This window comes from Marinifilum sp. D737 (genome assembly GCF_026672275.1).
Classification (GTDB): Bacteria; Bacteroidota; Bacteroidia; order Bacteroidales; family Marinifilaceae; genus Marinifilum.
This window is the reverse complement of record NZ_JANQCD010000010.1, coordinates 101,598-123,738: the sequence shown is the minus strand read 5'-3', so window position 1 is coordinate 123,738 and position 22,141 is coordinate 101,598. Positions and strand designations below refer to the sequence as shown.

Sequence of the window (22,141 nt, the reverse complement as noted above, 5' to 3'; positions counted from 1 at the left end):
TGGATGAAAGAACTTAACGTTTCTCCAACTGTACAATATTCTCCACATGATGTGTGTGTGGGAACATGTCTACAGCTTGTACTTTAGTTACTTTGTAGGCTTCGTCCATTAGTGCTAAATCACGAGCTTGAGTCGCCGAGTTACAGCTTACATAAACAATGCGTTTTGGTGCTGCGTGTAGAATGGTTTCCACAACATCAACATGCATACCGGCACGTGGTGGATCAACAATCATGGTATCAGGTTGACCATGAAGTTCGATAAATTCTTTGGTCAACACATTTTTCATGTCGCCAGCAAAGAATTTTGTATTGTTGATTCCATTGATTTCAGAGTTTACCTTAGCATCTTCAATGGCTTCGGGCACATATTCAATACCAATTACCTGTTTGGCTTGTTTGGCTACAAAATTCGCAATGGTTCCAGTTCCAGTGTACAAATCGTAAACCACTTCGTCGCCTGTTAGTTCAGCAAATTCGCGTGTTTTGCAGTACAATTCGTATGCTTGATCGGAATTGGTTTGGTAGAAGGATTTTGGACCAATTTTAAACTTCAAATCTTCCATTTGCTCGAAGATATGATCTCGTCCTTTAAACAATACTACCTCCTGATCGGTAATCGTATCATTCGCTTTTTCGTTGATCACATACATTAAAGATGTGATTTCAGGGAATTTTTCAACCAAATGATTTAGTAATGCCTCTCTCTTTTCCACATCTTCGTGGTAGAAAGTAACAATTACCATATTCTCACCTGTAGACGCAGTTCTAATGATTAATGTTCTTAAGAACCCTTCGTGATTACGGATATCGAAGAAGCTTAAATCATTGGCAAAAGCAAATTCCTTAATGGCCATTCTAATGGCATTCGATGGTTCTGGTTGCAGGTGACATTTGTTGATGTCAACAACCTTATCGAACAATCGGGGAACATGAAAACCAACTGCAGGAGTGCGGTTTAAATCTTTACCGCTGGCAATTTCCTCGTTGGTTAAATATCTCTTGCTTGAGAAGGTATACTCCAATTTGTTACGATAGAATTCTGTTTTGGCTGAAGCTAAGATTTCATTAACCTCTGGCAATTCAACTTTACCAATTCTTTCCAAATTGTCGATTACTTCCTGTTGCTTGAACTTTAACTGTTCTTCGTATGGCAAATTTTGCCACTTACATCCACCACAAACACCAAAGTGTTCACAAAAGGCATCTTTTTTTAATGGAGAATGTTCGTGAAAGAAAACAGGATTACCTTCCATATAACTTTTGCGTTTTTTGGTAACCTGTACATCCACTACATCGCCCGGAATTACGTTTGTAACAAACAATACTTTTTCATCCACTTTTGCGATGGCCTTTCCTTCGGCGGCTAACTTCTCAATTCTAATGTTTTGAAGAAGGGGTTTTCTGTTTCTTTTTCTTCCCACTTGTCTTATATTTTTAATTTGGGCACAAAGATATAAAAAGTCGAATAGTCAAAAAGTCGAATAGTCAAAAAGTCGTATTACATTTCCTGATATCCTATCTAAATACTTCTTCCTTTAATTTGTTATCTTTAGCAAGTATTCCAAAGCCACAAATCTTATTTATAATTTAACTATGAACAAGCTACTTGCTGTTATCAGTTTGTTGTTGTTGGTGTCTTGCGGTACACAACAGTCAACAAAAGTTCCATGCTTTGCATGGCTTGGAGGTCCGGGTGAAGAAACCGACGCACAACTTTTACAAAAATTTACTGATTTAAAAGAAAAAGGTATTGATGCTTTGATGTATAATGGAGGTCATGATCCTGCCGTATATCAACGTGTGGGAAAGATTGCCAAAAAGGTTGGTCTGGAATTTCATACTTGGATACCAACAATGGTTCAAGGTAGAGATAAAAATATTCCGAAAGAGTTGTATGCCGTAAATGGAAATGGAGAATCGGCTTACGATAAACCAGCCTATGTCGATCATTACACCTTTTTGTGTCCGAATAAGGAAGAGGTATACAAATATCTTTCAAACTTATATGTAACTATTGCTCGATTGCCAGAGGTTGATGGAGTACATTTGGATTATATTCGTTTCCCGGATGTAATTCTTGCAAAAGGATTGTGGGATAAGTATGGCTTGGTAATGGATAAGGAATATCCGGATTTTGATTATTGCTATTGCGATAAGTGTAAGGCTGATTTTATGGAAAAAACAGGAATCGAAATTACTGATCAGGCTAAGGCAAGAGATTTGCTAGAGTGGAAAAAGTTTCGTCAGGATCTGATCACAAAAATTGTTAATCGTTTGGTTGAAGATGTGCATGCCCAAGGTAAAGACATTACGGCAGCGGTATTTCCCGGGCCAAATTCACATGCGGTTAAAATGGTTCGCCAGGAATGGAATCAGTGGAATTTGGATGCCTTCTTACCAATGAATTATAATGATTTCTATTTGGAGGGAACCGAATGGATTGGCAAAATGTGTAAGGAGTCTGTTGAAAGTTTAAATGGAGAAAGGCCGGTTTACAGTGGTTTGTTTATTTGTCCAAGTCCAGATTCAAAAACAAAAGAAGCAGATCCTGAGAATCATGGCCTACTGCCAGGAGAAATTGGAGAAGCAATTCGTGAATCGATGGTGAATGGTGCTACAGGAATTTGTTTGTTCACACCTGATAGGATGACAAAGGAACACTGGATAGAATTCGAAAAGGCGATTTATAAAGATTATTCGAAAGAGTAGTAAAAATAAGAGGAGAACCATTTTAAGTTCTCCTTTTTTTTATGATGCTTTATTATGTGATAGCTTAGATAATGTTTGATGGATTTGTAATGTTTTTTTGTTTTGACAATTCGAATTGATCCAATCTAAAGCCGCTTCTTCATAATTAAAAACTTTAATCGCAATGCCCAAATGTTTAACACCCTCGATAAGAAGCATGCTTTGTACAACCTGCGAAGGGGTATTAGTCAAAACGGCAATCTTTTTGGCATTTATTTTTTCTTTTAGAAAAAAATTGGTGTATAGTTCATTGTCTTCTACGGATGCTTCCAGGTTAAGATTTTTAATATCAATTAAAATATCAACCGGAGAATCAAGCTTTAAGTTTTCGAATATAGATTTAAACTCCGAAACTAAATTTTTTTGATCAACCTTCTTAACATTACAAGCAATAACCAATTGCTTTTCTTTTTTCAAATATGAATATCTAATACAGCTCATTTTCTTTCTGATGGAATTCCATTTGTACTCATACAGAGTTCGTTGATGAAAAATAGTTCGCAAATGTAATTCTTTTATTAAACTCTCAAAATGACTTTGCTTATGATTAAGGATAAAATACTAAGTTTGCAACATTAAATAAACAACAACAAAACACAGCAAACACAATATTTAAGCATGAATCATCTGTTTATACCCAACAACGGAAAAGTTGACATGAATGACGTTGTTTTTGACGAACAACTTTTTTCACAGATTTCTCAGTTTTTAAGAGAATACGAACATGTTGAAATTCTTACAAAGTATGGATTACCGGTTGTCAATAAGATATTGTTATACGGAAAATCGGGATGTGGTAAAACCATGACAGCAAAGGCAATTGCCAATAAGTTGAATAAGAAAATCAAAACAATAAATCTTGGAAACATTATTTCTTCGAAACTAGGAGAGACTTCAAGAAATATTGCTTCTGCTTTTAAAATGATTGAAACACAAGAGGCCGTTTTGTTTTTCGATGAGTTTGATTCTTTGGGAAAAGAACGAAACTATGACAACACCGATAGTAGTGAGATGAAACGTGTTGTGAATGGTATGATTCAGATGATGGATCATTTGCCAAAGAATTCAGTAATGATTGCAGCAACCAATCAAATTGATATGATTGATGAGGCTTTGATTCGAAGATTCGAATTGAAAATGGAGTTTTTTAATCCTAAAAAGCAAGATCTTGACCGATTGTATGACAAATTGTTGGCTCGTTTCCCTGAAGAGTATGCAAAAGTAAATCGTGTTTATGATATTTCTTTTGCTGAAGCTGAAAATATCGTAATGACTGAGGTGAAAGAGAATATCATTCAGTCAGAAATGTTGAAGAAGGCAGTTATCAGTGAACAGTCATCAGTGAACAGTGCGCAGTTATCGAATTAGTATTTCTGAAGAGCAATTTATATTTTGTGATGGATGATTTAATTATTCATTACTAATTATTAATTGCTCATTCTTCATTATTTTTGTCGCCACATCTTAAAAACGGAATTAATATGATCTCTATAAATAATCTTACAGTTGAATTTGGTGGTTTTACTCTTTTCAAAGAGGTAAGTTTTCTTGTGAATTCGCGAGACAGAATTGGCCTTGTTGGAAAAAATGGAGCAGGAAAATCAACTTTGCTTAAGATTTTTGCGGGATTACAGGGAGCCACAAAAGGCAATGTCTCCATTCCTTCTGAGATTAAGATAGGTTACTTGCCACAGCAAATGAACCACTTTGATGGCAGAACAGTAATGGAGGAAGCTCTTACTGCTTTTGAAGAGGTATTGGGCCTTGAAAAAGAGATTGCAAAAATTAATGCTGAAATTGCTGAGCGTACCGATTATGAATCGGAGGATTACATGAAGCTGATTAATCGCTTGAGCGATAAAAATGATCGTTACCACATGATGGGTGGTGAAAATGTTGATGCTGAGGCTGAGAAAACCTTATTGGGCCTTGGTTTTTTACGTAGCGATTTCACTCGTCAGACCAACGAATTTAGCGGTGGTTGGAGAATGCGTATCGAATTGGCTAAGATTCTTTTGCGTCGTCCGGATGTTTTTCTTTTGGATGAGCCTACCAACCATTTGGATATTGAGTCAATTCAATGGTTAGAAGATTTTTTGAAGGTGTATCCCGGAGCTGTGGTGTTGGTATCGCACGACCGTGCATTTTTGGATAATATCACCAATAGAACAGTAGAGATTTCGGTTGGGAAAATATACGACTATAAAGTTCCTTATTCTGAATATGTTGTTTTGCATGCCGAGCGCAGAGAACAGCAGATGAAAGCCTACATCAATCAGCAAAAGATGATTAAGGATACCGAGGATTTTATTGAAAGATTTAGGTATAAGGCAACGAAGGCTGTTCAGGTTCAGTCAAGAATCAAACAACTTGAAAAACTCGATAGAATTGAGGTTGATGAGGAAGATATGTCAAAATTGAACTTGAAATTTCCTCCTGCACCTCGTTCTGGTGATTTGGTTTGCGAAGCCAAGAACTTGAGTAAAGCTTATGGCGATCATTTGGTTTTAAGTGAACTGGAGTTTGTAATTGAAAGAGGAGAGAAGCTTGCTTTTGTAGGAAAGAATGGGGAAGGTAAATCAACTCTTGTAAAAGTTTTAATGGGAGAGTTAGAGCATACTGGAATCTGTAAGATTGGTCACAATGTAAAAATCGGATATTTTGCTCAGAACCAGGCTCAACTTCTGGATGAAAACAAAACGGTTTTTGATACCATTGATGACGTTGCCGTTGGCGATGTACGAACCAAAATCAGGGATATTCTTGGAGCTTTCATGTTCCGTGGCGAAGATGTAGACAAAAAGGTTAAAGTACTTTCGGGAGGAGAAAGATCTCGATTGGCTATGATTCGCTTGCTTTTAGAACCGGTGAATTTATTGGTGCTCGATGAGCCTACCAACCATTTGGATATGAAATCGAAAGATGTGTTGAAAGAGGCCTTGTCGCAATTTGAAGGAACTGTTATTGTTGTTTCTCACGACCGTGAATTCCTGGATGGTTTGGCATCGAAAGTTTATGAATTTGGCAACAAAAGAATAAAAGAACACTTGGGAGGGATTTATGACTTCTTAAGAGCTAAGCGAATGGAAACTCTTCAGGAGTTAGAAGTGAAAAAAGCGATTGTTCAGGAGAAAGTTGAAGAAGCTCCTTCTGAAAATAAGTTGAACTACCTGGAAAGAAAAGAGTTAAGTAAGAAAATCACCAAAATGGAACGCAATGTTTCCAAGGCTGAGGAAAACATAGCCAAGTATGAAGAGCAAATTTCAGAAATGGAAGATTTGCTTTCAAATCCAGAGAAAATGCAAGATCAATCTCTTTTTACCAAATATGAGGATGCCAAGAAAGATCTTGAGAATGAAATGATGGCCTGGGAAGAATACAATGAACAATTAGAGGAATTGATTGCTGAAAGAGGAGAGTAGTTTAAAGGATAAAGGAGTCATTGCCTGAAAATAGGTTGACTACAGGTCTTAAATTAAAAGTGAATATTGCTTTGTGGACTTTGTGCATTATCTTAGTGTGTCTTTGTGGTTAAAGTTTTTGTGTAGGAAATCTTTGCGGTCTCTTAAAATAAAAACCTCTGAGCCCTTTACGTGAAATATTTTATTTCTTTAATCTTCTTATCTTAGAAAGAAAAAAATGCAAACCACACATGCTGCTCCAACTACTCTAAAGGAAAGAATCCATTCCCTCGATATTTTGCGAGGCTTCGCACTATTGGGCATTCTATTTATTAATATTCAGCTTTTTGCTTTGCCAAATGCATCATTTGCCAATCCTTTGGTGTTGGGAGAAATGAGTGAATTGGAAAGTTTTTCTTATTGGCTGGTTCATGTTTTTGCCGAGCTAAAGTTCATGAGTATTTTCTCCATTCTGTTTGGTGCAGGAATTCTATTATTTGTGAATCGTTTGGCAGATAAAGGGATTGATGGCTCAAAAATTCACATCAGAAGAATGATGTGGCTTCTACTTTTTGGGATGATTCACGCTTATTTAATTTGGTTTGGCGATATTCTGGTTGCCTACGCAATTATTGGTTTAATTGCTGTGCTGCTTCGTAAAATGAAGGATGTTTGGAAGTTGGTTTTCGCTGTATTGCTTTACCTGGTTCCTATGCTTTTCTTTTATGCAATTGGAAGTATGTTTGATACCATGCCAGAAAAAATGATGGAAGAGTCAATGGCTGAATTTTTACCTTCTGCTGAGTCATTATCCGCTGAAATAAACTTATATCAACATGGCTCATGGTTCGATATCTTTGTGAAAAGGGTTCAGTTAAACATGAACTATCAGGTAGGTGGCTTCTTTATGCTTTCTGTATGGCGAACTACAGGAATGATGTTGCTAGGGATGGTGCTTTTAAATCAAGGAATTTTATCAGCAAAAAAATCCAAACTGTTTTATGCTGGAATGGCAGTTTTGGGGATAGGAATTGGTGCATTAATTTCCAATTATGGCGTTCAGGAAATGGCTCAAAATAGATGGGAAGTAGTACATTATTTCAAATATGGATATCAGTACAATTATTTTTCCAGCATTTTTACTTCTCTAGGCTACATTGGCTTAATCATTTTGGTGTATCAATTAAATCTGTTGAAATTTTTAACGAAAGCTTTCGAAGCAGTTGGTCGATTGGCTTTTACAAACTACCTTTGCCAATCCGTAATTTGTTCCATCATTTTTTATAGTTACGGATTTGGATTGTTCGGTGAGTTCAGCAGGTTTGAGTTGCTATTTTGGATGCTTGGCATCTGGATTTTTCAAATAACTTCATCTTATATTTGGTTGAAGTATTACAGGATGGGACCATTGGAATGGTTGTGGCGATACCTAACCTATAAGGAAAAACCACAACTTGCATTAAATGTAAAATCAAGGAATTAGATAGATGGCTAAACAGAAACAGGAAATGTTGTTCGGTATTAGAGCAACAATGGAAGCGATTAAAAGTGGTAAAGAAATTGAAAAAGTATTAATTCGTAAAGGATTAACTGGTCGTTTGTACCAAGATCTATTCGATTTAATTCGTGATGAATCAATCGAATATCAATTTGTTCCTGCTGAAAAAATCAATTCACTTAACCAGAAAAACAACCAAGGTGTTGTTACTTTAATTGTACCTATTGCTTACCAGGATGTTGAAGATGTTGTGCCACAAATTATGGCTGAAGGTAGAACTCCTTTGATCTTAATCTTGGACCAGATTACCGATGTTAGAAATTTTGGTGCCATTGCTCGATCTGCAGAGTGTGCTGGGGTTGATGCGATAATTATCCCATTTAAGAATTCGGCTAAAATTACACCTGATTCAATTAAAACTTCAGCCGGAGCATTGTATCAAATTCCGGTTTGTCGTGTACAGAATCTAAAAACTCTAGTGCGAAATCTTAAAAAGGAAGGAATTCGAATTGTAGCTTCAACTGAGAAGGCTGAAAACTATTATACCGATGCAGATTTAACTTTGGCAACGGCAATTATTATGGGATCGGAGGATACCGGTATCGATGAGGCATTGCTTCGTTTGGCTGATGAAAAGGTAAAAGTACCAATCTTGGGTCAGATTGAATCGCTGAATGTTTCGGTAGCTGCATCCTTAATGGTATACGAAGCCGTTCGACAGAGAAAATAATCTGTAAAGACTAAAAATATTGCAACGCAGAAAGAAGCTTTCTGCGTTTTTTTTATGGACAAATGTGAAATAATACGTTTCTAATCAGGAAATATATTTCTGCGCCTTTTTGCTGTTAGGAATCCAGTTCGGAAGATCTGCCGATTTTGGTTTCCTTCCATAAAAGAAATCATCCAAATGAACAGCCAAGATTCTGAATAGAGCAGAATTTTTAATTCCAAAACGAATAAAGTTGTGCAGTAAATTATTGGGATGCGAGTATGGACAACAGGCCATGCATCGGCCACAATCTGTACCCGCTTTGCACCAATAGGTAAAGCAAGATTCTGAATTAATTTGCCACCTTTTTATTCCATTTACAAGTTTTGGATCGTCGAATGATATGGATTTGCTCGGACAAACCTCGGCGCATTTTTTACATTGTAAGCAGAAATCAAGCATCGAATTGTCTTTGCTTCTTTCGTCAGTATTCAATTCAAATTCTGTGGTAACCACTCCCAATCTTACTCGCGGTCCTTCTTTTGGAGTCATTAGTAATCCCATTCTTCCAATTTCTCCTAAACCTGCGTCGCGAGCAACCAAAGGGCAAACAATTTGGTAATTCCCATCGATATGAGCTCTGGCTGAAAATCCCATGCTTCTTAAGAATTGTGCCAATTGAACAGCAATTCGTCCAGCTTCTAAATACTGTTGTGCCGATTCCATTACAATGGAGGATTGTGGTGCTGCGGCCACCATTTCCTGACTCATTTCAACAGTAAAGGCAATGGCATGTGAATGATAACTCTCGATAGGATCACCATATTCTTCACCTCTACCTTTATGCGAATAGAAATGATAATCTTTCAATTCAGCAATTCCTACATTTAAAACTCCAAGCTTTTTGCTCCAATCCTTTATAAAATGACTTAATTCGTCTTTTGAAATATCTGATTTTTTTGGATTGATATTACCATCTACAGCTTGATGAAATTGATCTACCGTAAAAAAGCTGGCATTGGCAGCTTTGTATGCCAATTCATTAAAGAAAATGGATTTATCAGCAGTTAATCCGGGTTCTTTTCTAAACTCATTATCCAGTTTTAATTTGTCTGGGTTTTTGGAATAATATTCATTGAACCTATCTGTGTTTTCTTTTAATTCGTTTCGTGAAAACATGATATCTCTTTCGTCAATCTGTGCTTGTGGAAAATCATCGGTAATGTTTTTCTTATTGCCAAAAGGAATAAGAAACAGGATTCCGGTAATCAAAAGATCGGCTGTAAGAATGAGAGCTACAATTTCCCAGTTGTAATGCCATGTTATCAGGTAAATAGGAGGTAGGAGTAAAGCAAGTAAAATGGCTCTGAAACCAGCCCTTTTTTCTTTTTCCTGATAAAAAACAATGGATGCGTACAGTAAACCTGCCAACAGAATAATTGAAAAAATCAGACAGGTAAGAAGTGAAATTTGGTAAATTAGGTTCATTTGATTAGGCTTAGAACCGAAAGATAAAGGATTTTTTTAGGGAATCCATTTTGCAAATCTAATTTGGATTCTTTCTCGGCACTTAAACCTTAAATTGATTAATTATATGTTTATGCATTTTAAATCACAATTTAAAAAAGAGCAAAAAATTACCCGAACCAACAAGTGTTAATTCGGGTAATATTGTATAGTAATTTTAGGGTTAGAATGCAATTCCAAAATCAAATCTGATAATATCTTATTCTCCTCAATCCCTTTTATTTTCTAGCCTCTATCAGATTCAGCCCTGCTAATTTAGAAAAATTATTTTTGAATCCAACACATTTGGATAAATCTTTATTAAAAAGATTAAAATTTTAACATTTCAAGTTCTATTTACACTTTATATACAAAAGAGTTAATGTTCATTCCCGCACCAACAGATGCAAAAACAACATAGTCGCCAGGATTTAAACTGTGACCATTTAGAGTTCCTTTTGCAATTTGATCGTAAAGAACAGGAACGGTAGCTACAGAATTGTTGCCCATTTTTTGAAGAATAATTGGCATGATATCTTCAGGTACTTCTCTTTCTTTGTACAGCCTAAATAGTCTTTTTCCAATGGCTTCGTCCATTTTTTCGTTTGCCTGGTGTATCAGGATTTTCTTAATGTCTTTGATATCCAAACCTGCTTTATCGATACTTTCCTTTACAACTCCAGGAACGTTGGTAATTGCGTATTCGTATATTTTACGACCATACATTTTAATGAAATGACTGTTGCTGTTTCCTTCAAAATCTGCATTGTCCGAAATGTCAGTTCTTAAAAAATATGCCTGGTCTTTGGTGTCGGTTCTCATTGCATGCGATAGAATTCCAGTTTCTTCTTCCGATTCACAAGCTTCCAATATGGTAGCGCCAGCTCCATCCGAATAAATCATGCTATCTCTGTCATGTGGATCACAAACACGTGATAGTGTTTCTGCACCAATAACCAAGACTCTGTTGGCATCTCCCGATTTGATGTAATAGTTGGCTTGAATCATCAACTGGACCCAACCTGGACATCCAAACAGGATATCGTAAGCAATACATTTTGGATTTTCAATTTGCAAAAGGTTTTTCACTTTTGCAGCCAAACATGGAAGTTGACTGGTTAAGGTTGAATTTGGTTTTATATCACCATAATTGTGCGCAACCAAAATATAGTCAATGCTTTCTTTATCGATATTCGAAGAGTCTAGTGCATCTTTTGCAGCCAAATATGCCAAATCGGATGCTTGCTGCTCATCAGTTGCATACTTTCTTTCCTCAATTCCTGTAATTTCACGGAATTTTTCAATTATTTCCTCGTTTGGAGTTTCAATTTTTTGTCCGTTGGGTTCAAAAAAATCATGGTTCAAAAAGTGTGAATTTTTAACTTCGATACTTGGCAGATAACTACCTGAACCTACAATTTTAGAAAATCTCTTGGTACTCATTGTCATTGTTTTTGTTTCACAAAATGCACACAAAATTAGGGGTGCAAAATATCTCCTCAAGAAACAGATTCCTAAAGTCCGAAAGATTTGTAATAAAAGTATTTATCCCTAGGGATAATAAGTTTGGTGTGGGTGCTAAGATAAAGTTTTTTTTTGAACTGCATCTGCTAAACTTTTATTTAGAAAGCAATTTCAAATTTGATACAATAAAAAAAGGAGTGATCTAAAAATCACTCCTTTACTATTCTTTTCTGATTCTATTTAAGTAGATCTTCTTTTAAATTTTTATCAGCAGGTTTATTGCAAAGCCAAATGCCAAAAAGTGCCTTTTTAAAATCCAATCCATCAATTACCTTTTTAAGTTCTCCATTTTTGTAAATCAAGCTTCCTTCAGAAGGATTGTAAACAAACTCAAAGATATCTTTCTTCTCCACACCACTTAAAAAAACAGAGAGGAAATCATTTATTCTGGACTCAATTGGTTTGGTGTTGTTTTGGGTTGAATTTTTAAATCCATCTCTTGTGGCTTTCTCCATTTTTTCAGCAGTAATTAAGCCAGAAATAATTTCAAGGCGAATGCCCATGCTTTTGTCAGCATTAATGATTTGCGATGCATCACTGGTTTTATTTTCCAAATACAATCCCATTGCATACATATCCATCCAAAGTTTAACTCTGGTGCCAGCTCCATGCAAGTTCAATTTTGTTTCTTTTACCATTATTTCCGATGGCAATTCAACTCCGCCTACTTTTGTTTGTGCAAATGAGCCAAAACAGCTAAGTATAAGTAAAAGGGTAAATAATTTCTTCATATCAATTTGGGGTTTTAAGAATAAATCAGTTTGGCATAGCAGAGGTAAAAAGTTGCCACAATGTTAACCATATAGTTTAACCAAAGTGGATATTGTCTTTTATCTGCTTTTAAATCACCGTTCACAATATAGATAAAAGTAAACAGCACGCCAAAAGCCCACATCAGCAAAAAGGGCCAGTTAAAACTATCAACATCATGTGTTTTCCAGGTTTGAACAACTTGCGGAATCACTCCAATGCTGAGGATGATATTACCAAACCAGCCCAAGGACTCGAAAAAATCGAGCTTTTTTAAGATACTCTTCATTTATAATTAGTTCATTAATTTTTGAAAATCATCACCAGTAGGATTCTGGAAGACTTTTAAATTGAATTCAGGTACAATCGCAAAAATATGATCGAAAATATCTGCCTGAATGGCTTCATAGTTTGCCCAGGCCTGATCGTTAGAAAATACATATATCTCAATTGGTAAACCCTTTTCAGACGGCTGCAACTGACGCACAAGGAAAGTCATATCTTTATGAATCTTAGGGTGATTTTGAAGATATGCTTCAATATATTTCCGGAATGTTCCAACATTTGTAAGTCTTCTTTGGTTTACAGGAATCTCCCCTTCGGGATTAGATGATTGAATTTCTTCTTTCTTTTCTTTCATATAATCCTGAATCAAATTGATTTGTTCAAATTTATTGATGTCTTCTTCGGAAAGAAAGTGAATGGATTTAACATCGATATTTAAATGCCTTTTAATTCTTCTACCTCCCGATTCTTCCATTCCTTTCCAGTTGTTAAATGATTCGGAAACCAAGGCATATGTTGGAATTGTACTGATTGTTTTATCCCAGTTTTGAACTTTTACCGTATTTAAGCTGATATCAATTACAGTTCCATCGGCTCCTTTAGAAGGCATCGTAATCCAATCGCCAATATTCACCATTTTATTGGCCGATAGTTGAATGGAAGCTACGAAACCTAAGATCGTATCTTTAAAAATCAACAGGATAACCGCCGCAAATGCTCCCATTCCGGCAATAATTGTTAACGGATTTCTATCGAATAAAACAGCGATTATTGCGATGATTCCCAATGCATAAAAGAAAATTTTTACAATTTGGATATATCCCTTAATCGGTCGTGTTTTACTAACCGGCATTGTGTTGTAAATATCATTACTGGCACTTAGAAAAGTATCCAGAAGCATAATTGCAAGAACAACCATATAAACATATGCTCCATTTTCAATGATATTACTCCATAATTGATGATCGATTAAACTTGCACTAGAATAGATAATTATTGCTGGTGCAAAATGTGAGATCTTATTAAAAACTTTGCGTTCTAGTAAGATATCGTCCCAGTGTGTTTTGGTTTTTCTTACAACCCTGGTGATAAATGCAATTAAGATCTTTTTGGCAATATAATCAGATAACCAAGCTATAAGAATTACAACAACTGCTGCAATGACTGATTGTAGTAGAGCAGCCCAATATTCTGAAATACCTTCGTTAATTAGCCAGTTCTTTAATTGAACGCCTAATAGTTCTTTCATGGTCGAATTAAATTTGTGTGTGAATTAAAAATCTAAGATATCTATTTCGATGAGGAAAAGAAAAATGTGAATCTTTTATTATTAAAAATCTTGTAATTGATGACTTATACCCATCTGTTAATTATTCGTATTTTTATCACTTCAACTTAAACAATCATAAAATGAACCTAAAACCATTACTAGTTCTGATGTTTATTGCATTAAGTACTTTTTGCAATGCACAAAATAAATTTGAAAAATACTTCGAAAATAAAACCCTTCGAATTGATTATTTGATGGGGGGTGATGCAAATTCTCAAACGGTATTTTTAAAGGAGTTAAAAGAGGAACCTCATTGGGGAGGAAGTACCGTAAATTTGATAGACAAGTTTGGATATGGAACGTTTAGATTCAAATTGTATGATGCTGAATCAGGAGAGTTGATTTATTCTAAAGGCTTTAATTCTCTTTTCCAGGAATGGCAAACTACTGATGAAGCAAAGGAATTAAAAAAAGCATTTTACCAGGTGAATGTGATGCCATATCCTAAAAATATTGCTCGTTTTGTGTTGGAGTCAAGAAAGTGGGACGGTAGCATGGAGCAAATTTGGGAGTATACCATTGATCCTAAGAATTATTTTATTGGCAGAGAAAAGCCAGTGGCAGTTCCTTATACAAAGCTTATGGGGAAGGGAAGTCCTGATAAAAGCGTGGATATCGCTTTTATTGCTGAAGGGTATACTCTTGAAGAAATGGAAAAATTTAGGGCTGATGCAAAAAGAGTTGCAGGTTACCTATTGGATGTTCCTCCCTTTGATAAGTATGCAGAAAACTTCAATATTTATGCCTTGGAATCTGCATCGGAAGAATCAGGAACTGATGTTCCGGGAGAGAATATTTATAAGAATACAGCGGTAAATACTACATTTTATACCTTCGATGTACCTCGATACTTAACGACTTTTGATATTAAAGTACTACATGATATTAGTGCAAATGTACCTTACGATCAAATTTTTGTGTTGATTAATACCGATCGTTATGGAGGAGGTGGCTTCTACAATTATTATTCAAGTTGCTCGGCTGATCACCAGTTAAGCTATGAAGTATCAAGCCATGAATTTGGACATGGATTTGTTGGCTTGGGAGATGAGTATTACAACTCAAAGGTTGCTTACGATGGCTTTTACAACCTGGAGGTTGAGCCATGGGAACCAAACATCACAACTATGGTTGATTTTAACTCGAAATGGAAAGATATGTTGGATGAATCAACACCTGTGCCAACACCACGAACACCTGAATATGAAAAAACATTGGGAGTGTATGAAGGAGGAGGCTATATGTCTAAGGGAATTTATTCGCCAGTTCAGGATTGTAAAATGAAATCGAACAATGAGAAGCACTTTTGTCCTGTTTGTGAAAGAGCAGCCGAAAAGGTGATTCTATTCCATATTGGGAAATAATTTTAGAATTACGACAGATAAGATTCTAACTTACGTAAAAACATATAAAAAAATGCGCTTCGAATTGAGGCGCATTTTTTTGTTTGGGGTAAATTATTTCAAACTATTCAGTTTCTTGTTGCTTTTTAGCTATGCTGTAAAAAATTAACAGAGCCAATCCACCAAATAAGAAGATCATTGAAAAGTAAGAAACTTCTTCGTTTAATCTTGTGAATGCATCTAGAATATTTCCAATTAAAATTCCAGCTGCAAGTCCTATTAGTACAATACCATACTTTAAACTTTCAAGTGTACTACACTTTTTTTCTCCTTGCAACAAGCTTATATCCATTCCTTTTTCGATTAAAGCTTTGCGTTCTCTGTGTCGGTGTACTAAGAAAATAATTAATGGAATTACTCCAAAAAAACCTAATACTGCAACTAATCCTGTAAGATCCATAATATGTGATTTAAAGGTTAAACTTTTAATTAATTCATTATTTATAAACTAAAATCGCTTATTGATTTTTGCTTTCAACTTTATGACGCCACCTTTTTTAAATCGGTTACAAAATATTTTAAGAAAGTTTTAACGTGATAAATTATTTGGATGAAAATCATTAGTTTAACTTGCATGTGTTGAGTGTGAAAAAAGAAATATTGAACTTATTTTCTCTAGTCTGTAACCGAACCGAATACTTGTGCGTCTAAGTTACAGATGATTCAATTAAACCATTTAACTTTCGCTGTGAGCTTAATGCGAAACAGAGAAATATTAAATTGAAATGCCGATATATAATGAGTTAGGTATTAGGAACAAATAGCTTTTACGAATTAATAATCGGTATAAAAAGTTTAAATTTTGATTTTGAAGCAACATTTTTCGACAAAGAACTGTCTTTTTAATTGATGAGATTTTGTTGAGAGTTGAAAGTTTGATTTAATATGGCATTAAAAAGAGATAGCTATTATATTGCGAAAATAAAGGAAGGTGATCCTGGTGCATATGCTGTTCTTGTTGATAAATACAAGAAAATGGCTTTTAATGTGGCTTTGCAGTTAATGGGAAGTAGAGAAGATGCCGAAGAGGTTGCTCAAGATGCTTTCCTAAAGGCTTATCAAGCATTGGATACCTATAAAGGAGATGCCAAATTTTCAACTTGGGTGTATAGAATCATCTACAATACAGCAATATCTAGATTGAGAAAAAAAAAGCTTGATGTAAGCTCGATTGATGAAGATTATTCAGCATCTGTAAATATTAAATCGACTCAATCGGCATTGCAAGAACTTCGTTCAGATGAAAGGAAAAAGTACCTAACGAAGGCTTTGCAACAGATGAATGCTGAAGACAGGACATTATTAACTCTATTTTATCTGGAAGAAAATTCGGTAGAAGAAGTTTGTGAAGTTACCGGATTAAGCCAGTCAAACGTGAAAGTAAAGCTGCATCGTGCGAGAAAAAAATTGTATTCCCAATTGGAAACAATTTTACACGGAGAGCTAAAAACAATATTATAGATCTTTGAAACAAGAAAACCATGAACAAGCAAGAAGATATCTATAAAGACGAATTCATTAAAAAATTAATGAAGGATGTGGAGTTGGAAGAACCATCAGAGGGGTTTACCAACAAGGTAATGGATGATGTGATGCAAGATTGGTTGGCAAAGCCAATTGAAGTAAAACAAACAAGATCAAGAAAGCAATGGTTAGGAATTATTGGCTTAATAGTAGTATTGGCAATAATATTACTGGGAACCGATGTAAGAACCTTGGTTAGTGATTTGGAGCATCCATTTTTTACACAACTGGATAAATTATTTTTAACGCCAATTAATCAATTGTTGAATGGAGTTTTTGTTAGCTTGTCGAAGGTTCCTGTAATTGTTTACATTGTAGTAGTTGCCATGGCTTCTTTGGCAGCCTTTGATAAAATTATGAATAAATATATTCACTTTAGATAAGTTCAAACACAGCCGGTGCCAACCGGATTTTCAATAATTTTTTTGACGATAAGCTGCTCTTCATGCGAAGGGCAGTTTTTTTATGCGCAAAATTATTCAACACCAGCAATTAAAAAACCCATTCCGATTGGAATGGGTTCGTATATTTTTAATTAAAAAGGAAGATCGTCTTCTTCTGGAGCAGGTGGTACATCATCTGCAGTAAATTCCGGCATTTCAGGAATTGCTGCTTCAGCTTGTACTTTCTCAATTCTCCAAGCTTCCAAATTAGAGAAGTAGTTTACTCTTCCATCTTTTTCCCATTTGCGACCGCGAATGTTAAAAGAAACTTTAATTTCTTCATTCAAAGAAATTGGTTCCAAAAGGTCACATCTGTCTTGAGTTAATTGGAATTTAATGAAATCGTTCCATTCTGAATTTCTTTCATTTTCTACTTCAATTACAAACTCTCTTTTTTTAAAGCGATCGCTAATTTGTTGAGTGTCATCTTTAACGATTACTTTTCCGTTGATTTCAAAATTCATCTGTATCTAATTATCTTTTAGGAATTACTCTTTAATGATTACAACTTTTTCGATTTTGTCGCCAGCACGGATGTCATCAATCACATCAAGACCTTCAACAACTTTACCAAAACAAGTATGGTTTCTGTCTAAGTGAGAAGTGTTGTCACGGTTGTGGCAAATGAAAAATTGCGATCCACCTGTGTTTCTACCAGCGTGTGCCATAGAAAGAACTCCTCTGTCGTGATATTGGTTGTCTCCATCCAACTCACAGTCGATTGAATAACCTGGTCCGCCAGCACCAGTTCCATCAGGGCAACCACCTTGAATAACAAAGCTAGGAATTACACGGTGGAAATTTAGTCCGTCGTAAAATCCGGATTCCGATAGGTTTACAAAATTTTCAACAGTTTTTGGAGCGTCTTTCTCGTAGAATTCTACTTTCATCACTCCTTTTTCGGTATGAATTTCAGCGTACATGACTATTTATTTTATTGGTTATTATACAGTTTTATTAGTTTTCAAAAGGTGAAAACAAGATTTTAAATTTACAACATCGTCTTGGTAGTTGCAAAAGTATGCAAATCTAAAAAAAAGATATGGGCTTAAAAAATTGTCAACCTGAGATATGAATCCGTAAGTGGAAATGTAAGTCAAGTTTTTTTAGAAATAGTTGATGCCAATTACCATTCAAAATACGTCTTTAGAGCGTTTCACTTCTAATCCCGAATTTCGGGATTGAAAATGTGTTGGTATTATACCTGCACACTTTAATATTTAAATGGTATAAGAGCCAAAAAACCCCTTTCGATTTTCATCAAAAGGGGCTCTGTTTTTAATATATTGTCCTGAAACTACAGGTCAATTATTTTTTAGGTTCTGCTGGTGTTACAATTTCCAAAAGTTCAACTTCGAAAATCAAAGTTTCGTTTGGACCAATAGCTCCACCTGCACCACGAGGACCATAAGCCAATTTAGCAGGAATGAACAATTCGTACTTAGAACCAACAGGCATTAACTGAAGTGCTTCAGTCCAACCTTTAATTACGCGGTTTGCAGCAAAAGTAGCAGGCTTGTTGGTTTTGTAAGAAGAATCAAACTCTTTACCGTCGATAGTTGTTCCACGGTAGTGAACTTTTACCTGATCAGTAGCAGCTGGTTTTTCACCAGTTCCTTCTGAAATTACTCGGTATTGTAAGCCGCTAGCTGTAGTTACTACACCTTCTTTTTTAGCATTCTCAGATAAGAATTTTTCACCTTTAGCGATATTTTCTTCACCAACTTTTGCCTGAAGATCTCTCATGTAAGTGTTGATTACAGATCCGCTTTCACGCAATTCAATTTTCAAAGAATCTTCATCAATCACATCATAAATACCAGCAAGAATAGCTGCTTCGTTAAATTCAGTGATATTGCTCTTCTTAAGGTTTGTTCCGAAGTTAATACCAATAGCGTAACTAACAGAATCAATTTGATTATTTAAGGCAACATCCTTGTTCCCATTTTGGTTACAAGAAACAAGGGTCATAGCACCTAATCCAAGTGCAAGAGACAATGCTTTTAGTTTCATTTTGCGTTCTATTTTGGTTTATTATTATACGATTTCTAACAACTCAACTTCAAAAATAAGAGTTGTGTGAGGACCGATTAAGTTACCAGCACCTTGAGCACCGTAAGCCAAATCAGAAGGAACATATAATTTCCATTTCGATCCAACAGGCATTAATTGAAGAGCTTCAACCCATCCTGCAATCACACCATTCACTGGGAATGTAGCAGGCTCACCTCTGTTAACAGAGCTATCGAAAACTGTTCCATCAATCAAAGTACCATGGTAGTGACATTTTACGCTATCAGTACCTTTTGGTAAATCACCATTACCTTCTGTAATGATTTCATACTGAAGACCACTTTCAAGAGCAGTTACACCTTCTTTTTTAGCATTTTCAGCTAAGAATTTTTTTCCAGCTTCGATTGCTGCACCAGCTTGCTCTTCTTGAACTTTGGTAAAGAATTCTTGAAGGATTTGGTTTGCTTCTTCTGGAGAAAGTTCTGGCATTTTACCATTGAACGCAGCATCAAGTGCTTCCATGAATGGCTCAGTGCTAATGGTTTTTACTCCTGATGTAATTAGGTTGCTTGCGATGCTTAATCCAAGGCAATAAGATACCTTATCTTGTTCTTCTGTGTACTTCATTTTATATAATTATTTGTTATTTTCTTTTTGATTTATGATTAATGTGATCATAAAGATCGACTAAGGTAAGGCTTTTCCTTCACATATGCGAAACTGCACATGAATTTAAGTTTTTTTTACAGTTGTTCGTTTGCTTTTGCTGATTCAAAATCATCAATGCGGGTGGCACGAAGCATTTGTCTTTTACCTGGAGGTCCGGGAAGTCGTTTTACCTGAAAACCGGCAGCACGTAAGGCTCTTTTTACAATTCCCTTGGTACAATAGGTAGTTAGTATGGCTTCTGAATTGGCTGCATGATAGATTTTTTCAAAAATATCCTGGCTCCATAGGTCCGGTTGCACATCAGGTGCAAAGGCATCGAAGTATACCAAATCATATTTTGATGAAAACATGTATTCAATTAAATCTCCTTGCAATTTGCGCAATGTAAAGTTTTCATTGATTTGAACATCTGTATTCCACTCGCAGGAATGCAGCCTTTGAAACATTTCGCAAGATGCTTCATCAGATGGATCAGCATAATTCAGATCCTGAACCAATTCTTTTTCCAGGGGATAAAGTTCTATGGAATGGTAAATTACCTTTCTATTAAGCTTTTCTGCTTCCTTTACCGTTAAAAAACAATTTAATCCCGTTCCAAAACCAATTTCCAGAATGTGTAATGGATCCTGCTGTGAGAAATGAAATCCTGCGTTCAGGAAAATATGCATCGATTCCTGCCTGGCCCCATGGGTAGAGTGATAATGCTCATCCAAATCGGGCATATAGAATGTATGAGAACCATCCTCAGTTACTTTAAGCTCCCTTTTTAATTTTTTCATCCGTTTAATTTTTCATCTTTTAACGGGTTAATTACAATTGATGTTTGGCGCAATCTGCTTGGTAAAAGCCGAATCCAGAACTTTTGAAATGGTAATGGATAATCATTTTCAGGATGCTTGTGAAGCAATATCAAAAACCAGAAAAAGAGAATACTTCCCTTTAAAATACTTGACAATGTCACGCCCCACCATACGCCGGTTACCTGTACATATTCAGAGGATATCCAGCCCTGAAACAATGGCAATAAATCTAATAAAGTATAACTAAACAGAAATGCAAAAGGAATGCGAAGTACATTACCAATAATCCCCACAATAGCTGGAGGAATTGCTCGACCCACTCCATTGAATGCTCCTGTAGCTGTAATTTCAATGCTCATGAATACCTGAGAAAAACTCAGGATGATGAGGTAGACAATACCCAACTGAACAACCCCTTGCTCACTTTCTTTCATGAACAATCCAAAAATTGGTTCACCCAAAAACAAGAATAATGCAGTACTAATTAATCCTATAAAACCTGCAATGGCAAGGGTAATGAAAAATCCTTTTTGAATGCGATCCCATTTGCCCGCTCCATAGTTCTGACCGGTAAAAGTTCCAAGAGCTGTTGAGAAACCCAAAGCTGTCATCCAGGAAAGGGCTTCAATTTGTGCTCCTATGGATTGAACTGCAAATGGGACTTCATTTCCTTCTGCAATATTGTTTAGAACTCTTGCAAGAATCATGGCTAGAAATGCAAAACAAACCGACTGTAGTGCCACAGGCCCTCCAACTTTAAATATCGGTTGCAAGTATTGATGCTGCAATTTGCCAATGTAGTTTTTAACGGATAATGGATTTTGCCTGATGTACAGGTTGTAAATGAATATTATAAACACTGTGAACTGAGAACCAACTGTTGCAATGGCGGCTCCTTTGGCTCCCATAGCGGGAATATCGCCCCAGCCAAATATCAAAATCGGATCGAGAATGATGTTCATGATCAATCCAATTGTATTGACAATGAAAGGTGTTCGGGTGTTCCCAATTCCATTGTAAATTCCCGAGATGCTAATATTTGAGAAGGTAAATGGCATACCAAAAGCAACAAATCTTAGGTAGTCAACTGCAGTTTGATTTACAAAATCACTTTCGATATTGAAGGTGCTGATAATTGGATGGGCAAAAATCCATACAATGGCAGCAAATGCAGTTGACAACAGCAATGACAAACTAAAAGCATTCTTCACAAAAGATCTGGCATCATCCATGTTTTTTCTGCCAATGGATTGTGAGATACCAACTTCGGCTCCAATTTTGGTAATATACATTAAGGATGTACCAAACCAAACCAGGTATAGAGCCATTCCAACTGCACTAACCGTTTCCTTTCCAACATGCCCCAGCCAGGCCATATCCGTCATGTTATAGGCCATTTGCACAAACGAAGTAGCAATAATTGGAATTGCCAATTTTACAATTTGTGTAAAGATATTTCCTGAAGTAAGATCTTTGATTTTATTCACTTTCTGTTGACTTGCTTGTATAATTTGAAATTGGACGTAAAATTACAAA

At 35.8% G+C, this 22,141-nt stretch carries 22 protein-coding genes; 8 read left to right on the top strand and 14 right to left on the bottom strand.

The annotated features are described in order from the left end of the window. Positions 1 to 13: 13 nt before the first annotated feature. Complete coding sequence (gene rlmD, locus NQ163_RS08360) at positions 14 to 1,423, bottom strand: 23S rRNA (uracil(1939)-C(5))-methyltransferase RlmD (RefSeq protein ID WP_268189868.1); 1,410 nt, start codon at positions 1,421 to 1,423, stop codon at positions 14 to 16. Positions 1,424 to 1,595: 172 nt separating this feature from the next. Here rlmD and NQ163_RS08355 point away from each other — a divergent pair, with 172 nt between their 5' ends. Next, positions 1,596 to 2,711, top strand: a complete 1,116-nt coding sequence (locus tag NQ163_RS08355; protein WP_268189867.1) for a hypothetical protein — start codon at positions 1,596 to 1,598, stop codon at positions 2,709 to 2,711. A 39-nt stretch (positions 2,712 to 2,750) separates the two neighbouring features. On the opposite strand, the gene NQ163_RS08350 is transcribed toward NQ163_RS08355, so the two are convergent. Further along, positions 2,751 to 3,167 (bottom strand): hypothetical protein, encoded by a 417-nt coding sequence (locus NQ163_RS08350; protein WP_268189866.1) that lies wholly within the window; start codon positions 3,165 to 3,167, stop codon positions 2,751 to 2,753. 201 nt (positions 3,168 to 3,368) lie between these two features. Here NQ163_RS08350 and NQ163_RS08345 point away from each other — a divergent pair, with 201 nt between their 5' ends. From NQ163_RS08345 to rlmB, 4 genes are all read left to right on the top strand, one after another. Further along, positions 3,369 to 4,118, top strand: coding sequence for an AAA family ATPase (locus NQ163_RS08345; RefSeq protein WP_268189865.1), 750 nt, complete (start codon positions 3,369 to 3,371; stop codon positions 4,116 to 4,118). 113 nt (positions 4,119 to 4,231) lie between these two features. Then, entirely contained in the window at positions 4,232 to 6,172 is a 1,941-nt protein-coding gene (locus NQ163_RS08340) for an ABC-F family ATP-binding cassette domain-containing protein (protein WP_268189864.1), read from the top strand. Positions 6,173 to 6,389: 217 nt separating this feature from the next. After that, positions 6,390 to 7,634 carry a DUF418 domain-containing protein gene (locus tag NQ163_RS08335; protein WP_268189863.1) on the top strand — a complete coding sequence of 415 codons (1,245 nt, stop codon included), beginning with the start codon at positions 6,390 to 6,392 and terminating at the stop codon, positions 7,632 to 7,634. Between the two features lie 4 nt (positions 7,635 to 7,638). Beyond that, positions 7,639 to 8,379 (top strand): 23S rRNA (guanosine(2251)-2'-O)-methyltransferase RlmB, encoded by a 741-nt coding sequence (gene rlmB, locus NQ163_RS08330; RefSeq protein ID WP_268189862.1) that lies wholly within the window; start codon positions 7,639 to 7,641, stop codon positions 8,377 to 8,379. Positions 8,380 to 8,463: 84 nt separating this feature from the next. On the opposite strand, the gene NQ163_RS08325 is transcribed toward rlmB, so the two are convergent. The 5 genes from NQ163_RS08325 to NQ163_RS08305 form a co-directional block, all read right to left on the bottom strand. Continuing rightward, positions 8,464 to 9,846 carry a 4Fe-4S dicluster domain-containing protein gene (locus tag NQ163_RS08325; protein ID WP_268189861.1) on the bottom strand — a complete coding sequence of 461 codons (1,383 nt, stop codon included), beginning with the start codon at positions 9,844 to 9,846 and terminating at the stop codon, positions 8,464 to 8,466. Between the two features lie 375 nt (positions 9,847 to 10,221). Continuing rightward, positions 10,222 to 11,307, bottom strand: a complete 1,086-nt coding sequence (locus tag NQ163_RS08320) for a 3-oxoacyl-ACP synthase III family protein (protein WP_268189860.1) — start codon at positions 11,305 to 11,307, stop codon at positions 10,222 to 10,224. A gap of 257 nt (positions 11,308 to 11,564) precedes the next feature. After that, positions 11,565 to 12,119, bottom strand: coding sequence for a chalcone isomerase family protein (locus NQ163_RS08315; protein WP_268189859.1), 555 nt, complete (start codon positions 12,117 to 12,119; stop codon positions 11,565 to 11,567). Between the two features lie 14 nt (positions 12,120 to 12,133). Next, positions 12,134 to 12,427: a PQ-loop repeat-containing protein gene (locus tag NQ163_RS08310; RefSeq protein ID WP_120240630.1), complete on the bottom strand. Its 294-nt coding sequence runs from the start codon at positions 12,425 to 12,427 to the stop codon at positions 12,134 to 12,136. A 6-nt stretch (positions 12,428 to 12,433) separates the two neighbouring features. After that, complete coding sequence (locus NQ163_RS08305) at positions 12,434 to 13,672, bottom strand: mechanosensitive ion channel family protein (RefSeq protein ID WP_268189858.1); 1,239 nt, start codon at positions 13,670 to 13,672, stop codon at positions 12,434 to 12,436. Between the two features lie 161 nt (positions 13,673 to 13,833). Between NQ163_RS08305 and NQ163_RS08300 the strand changes: the two genes are divergently transcribed. Then, a complete protein-coding gene (locus NQ163_RS08300; RefSeq protein ID WP_268189857.1) occupies positions 13,834 to 15,117 on the top strand; it encodes a M64 family metallopeptidase in 1,284 nt (427 codons plus the stop codon). A gap of 103 nt (positions 15,118 to 15,220) precedes the next feature. Here the strand turns inward: NQ163_RS08300 and NQ163_RS08295 are convergent, their stop codons facing one another. Then, positions 15,221 to 15,556 (bottom strand): DUF6249 domain-containing protein, encoded by a 336-nt coding sequence (locus NQ163_RS08295; protein ID WP_268189855.1) that lies wholly within the window; start codon positions 15,554 to 15,556, stop codon positions 15,221 to 15,223. 485 nt (positions 15,557 to 16,041) lie between these two features. On the opposite strand from NQ163_RS08295, the gene NQ163_RS08290 reads away from it, so the two are divergent. Both NQ163_RS08290 and NQ163_RS08285 read left to right on the top strand, forming a co-directional pair. Next, positions 16,042 to 16,617 (top strand): RNA polymerase sigma factor, encoded by a 576-nt coding sequence (locus tag NQ163_RS08290; protein ID WP_120240626.1) that lies wholly within the window; start codon positions 16,042 to 16,044, stop codon positions 16,615 to 16,617. Positions 16,618 to 16,637: 20 nt separating this feature from the next. Further along, positions 16,638 to 17,063 carry a hypothetical protein gene (locus NQ163_RS08285; RefSeq protein WP_268189853.1) on the top strand — a complete coding sequence of 142 codons (426 nt, stop codon included), beginning with the start codon at positions 16,638 to 16,640 and terminating at the stop codon, positions 17,061 to 17,063. Positions 17,064 to 17,215: 152 nt separating this feature from the next. Here the strand turns inward: NQ163_RS08285 and NQ163_RS08280 are convergent, their stop codons facing one another. The 6 genes from NQ163_RS08280 to NQ163_RS08255 form a co-directional block, all read right to left on the bottom strand. Next, positions 17,216 to 17,587: a DUF3127 domain-containing protein gene (locus tag NQ163_RS08280; RefSeq protein WP_110360567.1), complete on the bottom strand. Its 372-nt coding sequence runs from the start codon at positions 17,585 to 17,587 to the stop codon at positions 17,216 to 17,218. A 24-nt stretch (positions 17,588 to 17,611) separates the two neighbouring features. Next, positions 17,612 to 18,046: a peptidylprolyl isomerase gene (locus NQ163_RS08275; RefSeq protein ID WP_120240624.1), complete on the bottom strand. Its 435-nt coding sequence runs from the start codon at positions 18,044 to 18,046 to the stop codon at positions 17,612 to 17,614. Between the two features lie 385 nt (positions 18,047 to 18,431). Continuing rightward, on the bottom strand, positions 18,432 to 19,136 hold the full coding sequence (locus tag NQ163_RS08270) for an FKBP-type peptidyl-prolyl cis-trans isomerase (protein ID WP_268189851.1): 705 nt from the start codon (positions 19,134 to 19,136) through the stop codon (positions 18,432 to 18,434). 24 nt (positions 19,137 to 19,160) lie between these two features. Further along, on the bottom strand, positions 19,161 to 19,763 hold the full coding sequence (locus tag NQ163_RS08265; RefSeq protein WP_120240622.1) for an FKBP-type peptidyl-prolyl cis-trans isomerase: 603 nt from the start codon (positions 19,761 to 19,763) through the stop codon (positions 19,161 to 19,163). Positions 19,764 to 19,879: 116 nt separating this feature from the next. Then, a complete protein-coding gene (gene mnmD / locus NQ163_RS08260) occupies positions 19,880 to 20,584 on the bottom strand; it encodes a tRNA (5-methylaminomethyl-2-thiouridine)(34)-methyltransferase MnmD (protein WP_268189850.1) in 705 nt (234 codons plus the stop codon). Continuing rightward, positions 20,581 to 22,092 (bottom strand): MATE family efflux transporter, encoded by a 1,512-nt coding sequence (locus tag NQ163_RS08255; protein ID WP_268189848.1) that lies wholly within the window; start codon positions 22,090 to 22,092, stop codon positions 20,581 to 20,583. Before NQ163_RS08255 ends, mnmD begins: the two co-directional genes overlap by 4 nt. Positions 22,093 to 22,141: the final 49 nt, after the last annotated feature.